The following is a 14,130-nucleotide window of genomic DNA, read 5'->3' as shown; positions in this document are numbered from 1 at the left end:
GATATGCAAGGAGAAATCAATGGTCCAATCATAGGCACTGACACCATCACCACCTTGCGCGGCAGCAAGTCCGCCGTGGTGCGAGTGATGAAGATCCACATCGACGCAGAAGACATCGACTGGGACCAAGCGCCAGAACCCAATCCCGACGTGGCGATGATCGCCTTCAGCGAAATTTTCTACTTGCCGCTAGAACTAGGCACCCGCGTCACCATTTCTGGTCCCGTGGAAGTGCGCCAAGCCTTGCCGCCTGAAGCGCAAGCCCAGCTCCAGATCCAAGTTAAAAATGCGAACACTCGCTTGAAAACGGCACTGGCACAATGGCTCAAACGCAACAAGCTCGGGGAAAATGCGGCGCGGATCAATGCCATGTTATCGCAAGTGTTAAACGAAACCATAACGGTCAAAGACTTCTACGAACAAATCAAAACCTTGGTTTACGGCGCGACCACCGGCAAAACGCCAGCGCTTGATAAGTTACAACACACACTGCATCTCCTACTGGTGGCGCGCTACAACTTAGGCGGTTCGGCGCCGCATGTGTTGTGGTTCACGCAAGCTGAAGATGTGGAGATGCGCGATACACTGGACGACGCAGAAGCCGATGATGGTCCGCTGCAAGTGATCCGGCTAGACGGTGCGTCACTTGAGGCGAAATGGAGGTTGTGGGAAGAAAAGATGAAGTCGGCGAAGTGACAAAAAGCCTACCGCGTGGCGGCAGGCTTACATAGAACGATTCAAGATTTCGGATGCAACGGAATCACATTATCTGCGTGATAGAAGACAAGTTTTGTATTCATATACGGTTCAAAGAAATCCTCATCCAAAGCAAACAACTTCACCACAAACGCTGGCAAGATATTTAATCGCTGCGTTAAATCATCGACTGTCAACACGTGATGATCAAATAAGAGCTTGATCAAAGATCTGATGCGACCAGGCCGTACTGGCACTAACTCATCGTCAAGCGGTTCTTGATTTTTGTAGCCTAGCTTATTCAAACGACCAAAGAAATAGCGATATTCTTGATAGGACATCAAGCCAAGCGCATACGCACGCATCGCCATGGCGACAATAGAGACTTGATATTTTTGCTTCAAAGCCACATAACTATCTGGATTTGAGTGTCGACGGATAAGTGCATAATCATCACGAAATTCTCGTTCAGGCAATAAGAATGCTGAGGCAAATTGATGGGCCTGTTTCTCGATCATTTTGTAATCAGGCGCACTTAACGCTTCAAAGTCAACTTGCGTGTGTAAGACTAAGTGCCCCAACTCATGCGCCAAATCAAAGTTGTGCCGCACTACCGACTTCTATTCCGTACTCATCACGATCCATGGCCGACCATCAGTGGTTTGCGTTGAGTACGCATCAACGTCAGCGCCTAACGATTTTTCCGTGATATAGATGCCTGCCAACTCAAGTGTGGTCATGAAGTTACGATTGTGTAGAAGATTGTTTCGTTGCTGCACGTAGCCTGCGACTCGTTCCATTTGTTCTTCATCTAACGGTTTAATTTGCATCAATAAGCAATCGTGTTGAAGTTGCGCAAACGTCGTCTCGGGCTTCGTCACGAATCGCTCAAATAAGTTATCAAGCCATCTGCAAAGTCCAGGTAGCGAGCTTCCAAGCAAACTGAACTGCAATGACTTTGAGCGCATTCATGACATGAGATTTTTGATTCTTCGACGACTGTCTCCACTGGTAACGACGCGAACAGGAATCGTGGGGTCATCATGAAGCTTGTACTGATCTGATGCAAGAACTTAATATCTGGTGACATCGTTCCATTTTCAAGTTGTCGGACTTCCTCTTCCGTCACGTCAAGTTCTTCTGCGACTTGGTAACGTGACTTCCCGAAAAGTTCACGCACTGCGCGAAGGCCTGTAACGTAGAAACGATAGATGTCGACTCCGCGATCAGAATGAAAGGTCAACAAATCCTTCACCGTCATCATTCTCTTGCTATCAAGCGTAAATCGACACTCGATACACAGTAACGCATCGAATCACAGATGTATTCAAACGCACCAGCTTGCGTAATTGGATGATTTATTTGTTGACTCTTATGCTTATTAACGGCATGTTCTGAACCTGCACTTACTAATGCTTCAGCGGATGCAAAAGTTTCAGCCTTCTCAAATGACAACTTTCGATGAAAATTACCCCCACCATGCAGCGTCGCCTCCTTAACTCGTTCGATTTCTTAAAATCGTCAGAATTTGATTATCAGTCATTACACCCGTGGTGTCAACACAACATGAGTTAAAATAAGTTCCTAATAAAAATGGACCAAGACACGGAAATCACGAAAATTCCCAGTCTTGATCCACTCATTATCCTTTGATGGTACCAACAGTCAATGTCAGCATAAAATGTAGAACTAATATTTCAAAAACGTCCTACATATTGTACTCATACGTTCAACACTCTCGCTTTATGCACTGGCCATTTTTTTAATTAGGATCTAAAAGGTTTGAGAAAAACAATAAAATATTGCCTCAGTAAGAAAATCAAATTCGAATGGAAATCTCATTTGACTTCAATGTCCGTACCTTTGCAATCAGAGCCCTCTGTTCCAGCAACTGCGCAAAAATCATTCTGGAGTCAGTGTTTTCTAGATGGATTGTGAGCCCCTTGCTAGTCTTTGAAATCCTAGCAAGTTCTGAATCTTTAACGGATGGGAGCACAGCTTTAATTAATTCAACATCTAGACGTTCATTCACAATCAAACGATTAAGCACTTGAAGTTGATAATCAGCTGATAGAAAGCTTTCAATGATGTTCACAAAGATTTGCTTTTGTTCAGGCTCCGGATATCCGCTGAACGTCAGAATTGACTCTAATAAAACATTACGTTGATGATCACTGAATGTCTTTGTTTCGATTTCATTCTTTACTAGCGAATCAATGGCAAATTTTATCAGAGATGTTTCATCAGAAACCTCGCCATTTGCGATGGCAAGTAAACTGGCGGAGTCAAGTTTCTTCAATAGGTTTGATCGCGTTTCATCCCATCGTTCTTGAGCTCCACCAATAAAATGCTTCGTCAATTCTAGCAGCTCAGATTGTGATGCCACTCGTTCAATCAGTTTTTGGCTAAGCGTTACAAGATCCTGTTCAATGAAGAAGACAAGTACATTGTCCGGTTGATTGAAACCTTCGTAGTTATTAGCCAACTTAAGAACAGATTGATTGTCACCATTCAATTGGATCTGAGTGCTATCTACTAATTTTCTTAATGCTCCAGAATCAACTTTATCCTGAGAATCTGCTAATAAAGCTAGATGATTCGAGGTTTTGATAAACAATTGAATTAATTTTTGCCGCCACTCGCTAGAATCAAATTGCATTAGCCAACGTACATTCGACCAAGTTATTGCTACATGACCGGAGTCAATGATGTGAGAAACAACGAATGTTTCATGTTCAGTAGCTGTGTCGGATAGTTGGATATCCGACAATTCAAGATCATCTTTCGGATATTGCTTGAGTACCTTGGTGACCAATTCATTCGAAATGTTTGCAGTCGTTAGCATACTTCCAATTGAAGGAGAGGTCTCATTTTGAATATAACCCAAGTCAAGTTCTGCATTTATAAATTGAACGAACCATTGTTTAACCCACGAAAGGACCGTATCGTTCTCACTGTTCTGCAACGCTTGGTAGGAGTACTTCGCAGCACTGCCACTTTCGATAGCTTCAAAAACAACTGGAATGGTCTCAGCGTTACAAGTCAGCGCCTGGTGCTTAATCAAATATTCAATCAAAGACAGATCTGCCTGAGAAGTTGCATCAAGCTTATTTAACATCGTCTGCTTATTGCTTACAATCTTGTTAGCACGATCTTGGTGTGCGTGGACGAAGTTGCTTGTCAGTTGCCAATTGTTTTCATTGATGAAATTATTCAACGATAACATAGTGGAGATACTGTCATCGAGGAGATTCAAGCGCAGGCCCTCGATTAGTAATTTTGCAAATACCGAGATTTTATCACCCTTGTATTTTGACCAATCATTCTTTAATTTAACTGACAACTCGGTAAAGAGAGTGACGTAATATGCGGGATCAATTTTATCCAACAGCCAATCAAGCCGCTCTGAAAATATCTTCGAGTCTTCTGTTGATAGTCCACTTAGCGCAGCGTCATATGCCTTCATCAATTTTGTATTGCCAGCAACAATCTTCAGTTGCGGAATAACATAAGTAATTATTTCGCCTAACTGAACTGACGGTTTATTAAGGTCGCCTTGAACTAAATCACCAGAAAAATCTCCAGCGTTATCGATTTGTTCCATAAACGAAAGTGATTCGCCAGCACGTAACTTCCTGATCAATTGGCGATCATGTTTTGAAATTCTGGTACCACTGAAATACGACAGGTAATCATCAACATTTTCATCCATGTAGCCGTTTACAACTGAATAACTAACAAATTCACGTGCATCACCTAAATCAACTAGTGAATCAGAAAGACTTACAAGATTCTGCGAAACAAGTTCGGTTAATGAAAGAGCAGAAATCTTCTTGATTTGATTATTAATCTGATCAATCTGCTGATCAAGTTCAACCACGGCATCATTCTTATTCACATCGAGAAAATACTTGGAAGAACTAAAATCTCTGTTCTCAATTACTAATTTGTTGCCGAGAAATTCAGAAGTATGATTATAGTATTGTCCGGGAACCGGAGTAGTCACGCTAACTTTGGTGTTCTGCTTGGTGACATGATTGTAAAATGCGGCAAGTTGTTCGATAGTCATATGCTTGATGGGGTTGATTTCCACTTTACCATCTGCGCTGACCATCTTCGTTTCGCCGTTGGCATCCAAATCCATCAACATTGCCTTATATTTGTTTATAACTTGATCCTGTGTAAAAGTGACAAGTTTATGCCGCTCAGCTTTTAGGTGTTCAAGTTTGTTCTGTTGTTGATGTATTGCCAGCGTCGCAAAATGCCTAGTCCGTAGTAACTGACTCAGAGAACCTTCTTGTCTGACAAATCGTTGATACTGTCTTGGAAATCCATTCTTAAACAGTAATACCGTAAACATCTTAATTCCGTCTAAGTTAGAACCTTCTTGAAGTTCGGAATGAAGCTTAAAGTCATTAAGCGTATTTTCTAGAACTCGAATGTCACTAAAATATATCGAAACTGTACGCAAATAATCTCGAAATTCATCTGTTGGATTTTCGAACATTTCCATCAAGAAGTCAGCTGAATTGCCAGCAGAAACCTTTGGTAGAACTGTCATCGTCCAATCAAAGAACTTTGTTGTTGCTTCTGCAATTTCATGTTCTGTGGCTCTTCTTTCCTTTGTAGCGTCACCCTCAGATGCTGTTTTCAGTTTCATATTATCAAATAAATCTTCTTTGACGGCATAAAGAAACTTGATTGCCGGTTGCTGTCCCTGGACATCATAAGCTTTCCTCAGCACCTCATTTTTATTTAAAATCTGATTCAATTCGCGGAGATGCTCAAAGATATTTATGTTATTAAACCGATCGATATCTTCTAAAATAACCAAGTTGTACTTCTTCTGAGAAAAGAAATATATAATTTCATCCAAGTACTCATTAAATGCAGACTGCTTATCGTTGATAGATAACTCAGATTGACCAAAGCCCAATTTTGCAGACCCAAACCAACGGGGATAATGTGTAATTAAAGAGTTAAGTAAAATCGCCGCAGTAAGTATAAACACGGAGGTCATGAGGAGCTTAAACGTGATTAGCCAATTTGTACTCGGAATCAAACTCACTATGTGCCACGGATCCATCAAGGCAAATGCACTCAAGAAAAATCCGGAGAGAAGACTAAAAATTTCCCAGTGATCTGTTTTATTCTCTGATTCAATCTTCTTAAATTTAGAGTGAGGCAAATCTTTGTTGCTAGGCCCATACAGCATCTGCTGTACAAGATTACGTTCGATCGCAATCCATTCACCTTCTCGAGGTTGATCCTTGTCCTCGGTATTTCTTTCATCCGCTTCGCGAGTGAATGTTGCCAATGAAAGCGACAAAGGCCGGATTTCGGGGTTGTTCTTCTCTTTGTGTAAAAAACTGTTGATCACAGTCGTCTTCCCGGCACCAAATTTACCAAATACAGCAATGTTTGATACTGTCGAATCCGCTAATGCGGCCCTCAGATTATCGCAATACGGCTTCAAGTGCTCCATTTCTGCATCTTCAGTTAGAGTTGACGGTCCAAGTGACCGATAGGTAACACCGTCAAAATATTTCTTTTGTACCAAGCCTGTAACCCCCCAGATTTTCTTACAACTCAGACAATCGAAGTTGATGAACTCAACAAAATGGCTATTCATGTTTTTCCTAGCCCTGTAGATAAGTATACCATCGCTTCGTTCATTTACGCTCATACGTTCGATAGATGCGTACGGAACTTGCACCCAAAAAATGTAACAATCCAGAACTCATTCAAGATTGTCGCTTTCGTATGGATGATGGGCAGAGATGGTAGCTAAATGGATACTACTACCTTCTACCCTACGAAGTTTCCACCAGGTACCGAATATGATACTAGTTGCGCGTACTTATGAAAAACACGGCACTATTCGAGATTGATTTATCTTCATGCGTTCGGTTGAGTCCGCTGTAGCTAAGGAACTTGCGTCCCCTTTCCTGAAGACCCAAAAGAAGCGCCTCGATCATTACGATCGAGGCGCTTCGCAATACCTACTAACTAGTTAACGGAGATCTTGTAGCCAGTGGCGTTGTCAGTACCGAAGTTGAAGTCTTTGTTGGCTTTGTTCAACTTGGTTTCTTCGTTCTTGAGGGTCTTCTTGTTCAAGCCGAGGCTGGTACGAACGGAATCGGAGACACGTTGTAATTCGTCGGTTGTGTCAACGGTGTAAGTGGTGTCGCCAACCTTGGTTTGAGTACCGGCAAGGGTATCTTTCTTGAGGGTATCCATAGCACCACGGTACTTGGAGAAGACAGTAACCATTTGGTCGAAGGACATGTTGGTACGCATGTTGTCTTGAACGGACTTCATCAATTCTTTGAAGTTAGTCAAGGACTTGAAGGAAGCTGCCTCTTTGAAGATCGCCATGATAACTTGTTGTTGACGATCTTGGTGTTCAGTGGTGTTCAAGTCAGCTGCGGAAGTGATGCTGTCCTTACGAGCGTATGAGAGAACTGTCTTGCTGTCCATGTGCATCTTTTCGCCAGCTTTGAAGTCGTGACCATCACGAGAGAAAGTTTCAGTTGGCGTGATGTCAACGCCGCCGAAAGTATCAACTAACTTCGTCAAACCATTAACGTTAACTAAAGCGTAGTAGTCGATCGGTGCGTTGATCAGGCTGGATACTGAGGAAACGGACATGTCAGCGCCGCCTTTAGTGTAGGCAGTGTTGATAGGAGCAACCGTCTTGTCGGAGGAACCAACTAATTCTGCCATGGTGTTGTAAGGCACCGTGGTCAATGTGGTCTTCTTCATTTCTGGGTTCAAGGTCATGACCATCATGGTATCGGTGTGGATATCAGAGGCGGAAAGATCCTTGGTACCGGAGTTCATGACCAACAAGCTGATCGGCTTAGCAAACTTTGTGGCTTTATCAGCCTTCTTGGTTGCGGCCTTGTTCTTCTTAGTCTTGAGTGGTGCTTGCGTCTTGTTGACAGTGTCATGTGCGGACGCGTATAAGTGATAACCGTAGCCGCCCAAAGCGACGATCAACACAACGATAATGCCGATGATCCAGTTACGGGTCGTATGTTGTGGTTTCTTTGGATTTGAATGATGTTGTTGATCTGCCATATGTAGTTCCCCAATCCCCCCGTGTCAGCGAGGCTATAATATATTAAGATTTTACCAAAATTTTCTCATAAAAGATAGCAATTCGTACAAATACGCTGAAAATGTGGTGCTGCTCAGATGCATTGTGATCAATAAGCGCCATTCGGCTTGATCATTACCCCAAAGGTCTTCACGATGATCATCAGATCAGTCTTGACGGAAGCTTCGTTGATGTACTTGATATCAAGTTGGACCATATCGTCAAAGCTCACATCAGAACGACCACTAACTTGCCATAAGCCAGTCGCACCAGGTGTTACCGTAAGGCGTTGCTTATCATACGCGGTGTATTCAGCAACCTCTCGTGGCAACGGTGGACGCGGACCTACCATCGACATATCCCCGCGCAATACATTATAGAGTTGTGGTAATTCATCGATGGAATACTTGCGAATGAAACTACCGATCTTAGTGATGCGTGGATCATCTTTGATCTTAAACATTGCGCCAGTAATTTCGTTCTGTGCCGCTAACTTATCGACCATCTTGTCAGCGTTGGCAACCATTGAACGAAACTTCCACATCCGAAACGTCTTACCGTTAAGCCCGACGCGTGTCTGTGAATAAAAAACTCCACCAGCTGGATCATCGAATTTGATGATCAAACCAATGATCAGAAAAGGAATTGCTAAAACAATCAATCCTGCCGCCGCCATTACGAAATCGAAGGCACGCTTAATCATCAGATAGCCGACGGGCAGGTTCGCCGACCGAGCGCGTGCTCTATGTGTATGTATGCTCTCCAAATATTGTTCCCCCACAATAATCGTTACTTATACAGTTTAAGCTATTCTTAAGTATGTTGCAATGAAGTTCAGGTTATTAATAAATGAATACGTTTTCTTTGCCTTTATGCAACATTGAATCGTCAAAACCATCTCTCAGCAACAATTATACGTAACGGGTGGACATAATATGACGTAAACAACGCAAAATGTATTACACATTCTTCCTTTTTCAAAAAGCTGAGTGGCATTCCCCGCTCAACTTATCACTGCTTGAACATATTATTGGTTTCAACGAACTGCAGAGCTGCAGCAATAACTTGATCCATATTGTAGTAACGATACATGCCCAAGCGACCGCCGAATGCAACATTTGGAAATTCTGCATTAGCATATTCACGATACTTCTTAAACAAGTGGTCGTTTTCTTGGTTATTCACTGGATAATAAGGCTCTACTCCACGGGACCAGTCTTGTGGATATTCATGAGTGATAACAGTCTTTCCTTTGTTACCCGCACCAAATTCAAAGAACTTGTGCTCGATAATACGAGTGAATTTGGTATCAGCATCCGTGTAATTGATTACGGCATTACCTTGATAGTTATCCTTGTCCAGTATTTCGGTTTCAAAACGAAGCGAACGGTATTCAAGTTCGCCGAACTTGTAGTCAAAGAATTGGTCAATCATGCCCGTGAAAATCACCCTATCGTAATCTTGAAGATACTTTTCGCGGTTGTCGAAGAAGTCTGTGTTTAACTGGACGGAAATATTTGGTTGATCCAGCATCTTCTCAACAATTTGAGTGTACCCGCCAATCGGGATGCCTTGGTATGGATCGTTGAAGTAATTGTTATCAAAGGTAAGCCGAACTGGAAGCCGACGAATGATGAATGCAGGCAATTCCTTGGGATCACGTCCCCATTGTTTAGCAGTATAATCTTTGACCAATTTATTGTAGATATCCGTACCAATTAGAGAAATGGCCTGTTCTTCGAGATTTTCAGGCTTCTTACCTTTAAGAACAGCGCGTTGTTCTTAAATTTTAGCCTGAGCTTCGTCAGGAGTAATCACACCCCACATCTTGTTAAAGGTATTCATATTGAACGGTAAGTTGTAAAGCTCACCCTTATAGTTCGCAACGACTTCGTTAGTATAGCGATTAAATTCAGCAAACTGTTGGACATAATCCCAGACGCGTTTGTTAACGGTATGGAAGATGTGGGCACCGTATTGGTGAACCTGAATTCCTTCAACCTGTTTCGTGTAGATATTTCCCGAAACGTGGTCACGCTTATCGATAACCTTGATTTCATGTCCACTCAAAGCAAGTTCACGTGCACTAACTGCACCAAATAAACCGGATCCAACGACTAATATTTTCATAATGCTCTCCAATTAAAAAGACTGAGCGACAGCAAGCGACTCACAATAGTAAGTTCTAGCGCAATAATCTTCGGTTGAACCCAAATAAGCTACTCAAAAGAACAAATGAAGCCTATTTGGGGTTACCGTTTATAAGTGTGCGAATATAGCATTCTAGTGCTGATTTTGATCTAACGGTGTACTCTTTACGAATTTGATCGAGTTGTTTTGGTAAGGGCTCAAAGATTTGCTCAATTTTTCCAGAGTAAATTCGACTGCTGAGATTCAAACTTTCTAGTATGTCAATAATTCGAGCGCCCGTAGTCACGTGAGGAATTGCAAGAAATTTTTTTCTGAAAATAACAGAAAACGCAACAGCATGAAAAGATGAAGCTAACACATAATCTGCATTTCTAATATAATTCACAAATTCTGCTGGCGATGCACCGAAGCGATTGAATGCTCGGGCCCGATGTTTTTCATGAAAATCTACATAAATAATTGGAAAGCCGGTTCTTAAAGACAATTCATCAGCTATTGAAGCAATCTTCTTCATCATGGGCCCAACTGAATAAACAAATATATAATGATTAGGAATATTTACTTGAACGTCAGAAAATTTTCTCCATTCTTGCTCATCAACCAAGAATACCGGATCCACATCTCGACGAATATTTTCTACATTATTCTGTTCTAAATAATGTTCAAGCTCTCGTTCGCGAACTGAAACAAAATCATATTTTCTTAGTTCGTTGATTGTTTCTTGCGAAATAAATCGACTATCACCTGAGCTTGCTGCATACGAAATCTTTTTTGCGTTAGTTACAAATCCTAACGAGTAGATTCGTTGTGAATTGTGCCCTACGATTGCTGAATTCCACACTTGATCACTTCCAACCACAAATAGGTCAGCGCGTGGTGGAACTTTTTTCAACTTAGAATCTGTATATGGCACGCTTAATTGCAATTTTTCTGTACGAAAAGCTTTAAATGACTCAGAGCGCGAACGAAATCTACGAGCAAAGATGAAATTCTTTGCTACGCGTATACTAAACTTTATAGGATTTTTAGTTCCCACTTGGAATGGATGAAATAGGTATGGGCTCTCAATGTTCTGTGTATGATAGTCCAGCGTCTCCACTTCAACGTCTGGAATTTGTTTCAGTGTCTGGATCAAGCCCATGTTTTGCAACACAGCACCATAATTATCCGCATTTGTGAACGTAAGTACTTCAATTTTAAACATATGATTGATTCCCTTTCAACCTAAGTACGACGTTGCTGATAGAGCTTAATAACTGATTGTGCATTTATCAAAATAGATATCATCAAGGCTGCTCCAACAATCAACGAGAGACCATTTCCATGCTGAATCAACAGACCGGTAATCTGTATGGATATGACTATCAGATTTGCAAGCATCTCGCTAGATTGCAAGCGTATTTTTAGAATTTTCCTAGTATCATATACTCGAATAATCCATAAAACTAGATAACTAACCGCCGAGCTAATTGCCGCGCCCATAAGTCCGAAACTTGGAACAAGAATAATATTTAGAGCGATATTGATTAGAGCTCCAAATATTGTAGTAATGAGCACTCCACCCGTTCGCCTGGCAGCTATATAAAACTGACCAAAAAAACTGGAAAAGCTAGAAAAGACTACGGAGATCAGTAGGATGGGAATATATTTCCACGCCGAAAAATAATTATGGTTCACAATGATTGTCATCAACGGTTTAAGTATAAAAAGAATACAAGCCGTTCCAAAAAACATTATCTGACTGTAGTAGCGGAACACTGTTGCATAAAAATCGGCACTGTCTTTAGATTCAAATTCTTCGATTGCAGACAATTGCCATGATTGAAAGAAAACTGTATTTACAACATTCAAAAGCGAAGGTATTCGATTTGCAACGGCGAACAAACCGTTGCCTGCAGTTCCAATGAAGGCAAGGATAAAGTATCGGCTAATTGCACTCGTCGTCCACCAGGCTATTGAGTTGGGAATTAAAGGTGTTGAATACGCGATGAGACGTTTCAGCATTGTAGTAGAATGCAAGCGAATATTCGAAGCTTTCCTGAGATTTGCTAAATGCCAAAGAAATATATCTGACAAAATATTAGCAAATAATAACGCAATTAAATATCCCGAAAGTCCTTGATGAAACACAACTAAGAATAAAATATCAAAGATGGCCGTACAAAACGTTAGAAAGATGCCATTGATTGCAAATAATCTGACCTCACCGATAGCTTTGATATACTGTGAAAAGAGAGACTGTATTGCTTGAGCAATCAAAATCAAAGAAAATATTAATCCTAGCGAGTTCCAGACAAATTGAACTATCACGCCTGCAATTAATGTAACAGCGGAACCTACAAGTGTTAATTGCAGGCCAGTCGTAAACACCTCGGATTTCGATTCATCTTTATCCATTGCGAAGCGAAGTACACCATCAAATACATTGAGGGAAATTATCGGTAGCGCTAAACTAATAGTTGTTTGAACCAAGTCAGCTGTCCCAAACGAAGAAGTTGACATTGTATATGTGTAAAGAGGTAATAATAAGAACGAAATAAACTTACTTCCAAGATTTCCGATTGCAAATATTACGGAATTTCCTAGTAACTTTTTATATTTTTTCATAATATTTCCGATTTACTATTCTAAGAAATTGCATACGTCAGCTGGATCCCGGCGCTTCGACTTTGCAATATAATAGGATTCTTTAAAATGGCCGATTGCTACTAAGGCAATCATCGTTTCACTTTCCGGTAATTGGTAAACCTTTCGGATTTCGTTCATCCGCTCCTGATCTAACATCATGTTCAACGTGCAGCTTGCTAAGTTCTCAGCAGTTAGGCCAAGTAAGTATGACATTAATACTAAGCCCCCCTCTACGTATGGTTCATTTCTCTCATCAATTCCCCTGAAGGAAGCATCAGATGTGGATATAATACTCAATGCGGGTGGCAAATTATAACCTTTAAACCCTCCCTGCAATTTCAGTATGGTACTTATTTTCTCTGAATCCATCATTGTTGTTACTTTCCAGGGTTGGCGATTGCAAACAGACGGAGTCAGCGGTAGACAGGATGCTGCACTCTCAATCTGTGATTTTAAAACCTTTTCATCAGAGTACTCTCGGACACTGTGCCTGCATTGCATAAGATCGAGATAATTTATCTTTCTACATTCACTAGAATCACGAGAAATAGTTGAAACTCCTGCCATATCAGTAGCATTCCGATAACCCACATGTCGAAAAAGCTTGTCAAAATATGGAGTTGAAATATTCAAATGTTCATGCCGTTCCTTATATGCTTTCAAAACTGATAAATAATTTTGAAATTCAAAAGCATCAACCGAATATCCTGAAGCAACATATTTTGAAGACAAACTTGCAAGGCTTGCGAGTGCCGTATGTCCAAAATTTGGACGGAAATTGGGATGACTTAATCCTTTCTCAATGGCATGCGTATGAAAAAGCAGCGCCGCCTTAATTGTTTCTTCGTCGTCCTCAGGAAATATTACGGCTGCATTTTTTAGATATCGATCCTTATCTATCTTGCTTGCACGATCAAACTTTTGGGATGCTTTAAACATCTGCACATGATGGAGCAAGGATGCAGGAACCAACTGCTTAATTTGTTCTTTTATTTTCATTTTTTTCGACATCCTCTCTATTTTTTAAACCGGTTTTCAAATAATGGGTAAACTGGCTTGTTTTCTTGGATGCGGGTGATGGCACGGCCGATAAGTGGGCCGACGGAAACAGTGACCAGCTTGGAAAGCTTCTTGTCTTCGGCTAATTGAATGGAGTCAGTGACGACAACTTGTTCGATCACAGAGTTTTCCAAACGTTCAACGGCTGGGCCGGAGAAGATGGCGTGGGTTGCGGCAACTAAGACTTCAGTGGCACCTGCATTCTTCAAAGCGGCAGCAGCTAAAGTAATGGTGCCGGCAGTATCGATCATATCATCGATGATGATGCAACGCTTGCCTTCAACTTTACCGACGATGTTCATGACTTCAGCCACGTTTGGACGAGGGCGACGCTTGTCGATGATGGCGATCGGCGCCTTCAAGAATTCAGCGAGCTTGCGGGCACGAGTCACACCACCATGGTCAGGTGATACGACAACAGTGTCTTCGCCGTTGTAGTGGTTACGCAAGAAGTAATCAGCTAATAATGGCGCACCCATCAAGTGATCAACAGG

At 41.6% G+C, this 14,130-nt stretch carries 11 protein-coding genes and 1 pseudogene; 1 reads left to right on the top strand and 11 read right to left on the bottom strand.

Going from position 1 to position 14,130, the window contains the following annotated elements; all coding sequences use genetic code 11:
* Positions 1-3 precede the first annotated feature (3 nt).
* Positions 4-696: a hypothetical protein gene (locus EKM92_RS11580; protein ID WP_125710959.1), complete on the top strand. Its 693-nt coding sequence runs from the start codon at positions 4-6 to the stop codon at positions 694-696.
* A gap of 41 nt (positions 697-737) precedes the next feature.
* On the opposite strand, the gene EKM92_RS11575 is transcribed toward EKM92_RS11580, so the two are convergent.
* From EKM92_RS11575 to EKM92_RS11525, 11 genes and pseudogenes are all read right to left on the bottom strand, one after another.
* Positions 738-1,307, bottom strand: coding sequence for an ImmA/IrrE family metallo-endopeptidase (locus EKM92_RS11575; RefSeq protein ID WP_125710957.1), 570 nt, complete (start codon positions 1,305-1,307; stop codon positions 738-740).
* A gap of 9 nt (positions 1,308-1,316) precedes the next feature.
* Complete coding sequence (locus tag EKM92_RS11570) at positions 1,317-1,526, bottom strand: hypothetical protein (protein ID WP_164509988.1); 210 nt, start codon at positions 1,524-1,526, stop codon at positions 1,317-1,319.
* A gap of 47 nt (positions 1,527-1,573) precedes the next feature.
* Positions 1,574-1,957, bottom strand: coding sequence for a helix-turn-helix domain-containing protein (locus tag EKM92_RS13895; protein WP_225420801.1), 384 nt, complete (start codon positions 1,955-1,957; stop codon positions 1,574-1,576).
* Positions 1,958-2,515: 558 nt separating this feature from the next.
* Entirely contained in the window at positions 2,516-6,256 is a 3,741-nt protein-coding gene (locus EKM92_RS13630) for a YobI family P-loop NTPase (RefSeq protein ID WP_164509986.1), read from the bottom strand.
* 449 nt (positions 6,257-6,705) lie between these two features.
* Complete coding sequence (locus EKM92_RS11555; protein WP_125710951.1) at positions 6,706-7,779, bottom strand: LCP family glycopolymer transferase; 1,074 nt, start codon at positions 7,777-7,779, stop codon at positions 6,706-6,708.
* A gap of 128 nt (positions 7,780-7,907) precedes the next feature.
* Positions 7,908-8,564, bottom strand: a complete 657-nt coding sequence (locus tag EKM92_RS11550; RefSeq protein WP_225420800.1) for a sugar transferase — start codon at positions 8,562-8,564, stop codon at positions 7,908-7,910.
* A gap of 245 nt (positions 8,565-8,809) precedes the next feature.
* Positions 8,810-9,928 (bottom strand): annotated as a pseudogene (gene glf / locus EKM92_RS11545) (UDP-galactopyranose mutase).
* A gap of 112 nt (positions 9,929-10,040) precedes the next feature.
* Complete coding sequence (locus EKM92_RS11540) at positions 10,041-11,153, bottom strand: polysaccharide pyruvyl transferase family protein (protein ID WP_125710947.1); 1,113 nt, start codon at positions 11,151-11,153, stop codon at positions 10,041-10,043.
* A gap of 20 nt (positions 11,154-11,173) precedes the next feature.
* Positions 11,174-12,556 carry an MATE family efflux transporter gene (locus EKM92_RS11535; protein WP_125710945.1) on the bottom strand — a complete coding sequence of 461 codons (1,383 nt, stop codon included), beginning with the start codon at positions 12,554-12,556 and terminating at the stop codon, positions 11,174-11,176.
* Positions 12,557-12,571: 15 nt separating this feature from the next.
* A complete protein-coding gene (locus EKM92_RS11530) occupies positions 12,572-13,576 on the bottom strand; it encodes a nitroreductase family protein (protein WP_164509985.1) in 1,005 nt (334 codons plus the stop codon).
* A 17-nt stretch (positions 13,577-13,593) separates the two neighbouring features.
* A partial coding sequence (locus EKM92_RS11525) for a ribose-phosphate diphosphokinase (protein WP_125710941.1) occupies positions 13,594-14,130 on the bottom strand: 537 nt, incomplete at its 5' end.

Origin of the sequence: Lacticaseibacillus porcinae, from assembly GCF_003946305.1 — a bacterium.
Lineage (GTDB): Bacteria > Bacillota > Bacilli > Lactobacillales > Lactobacillaceae > Lacticaseibacillus > Lacticaseibacillus porcinae.
Note: the sequence above shows the minus strand (reverse complement) of the source record. Positions and strands in the feature narration are given on the sequence as shown.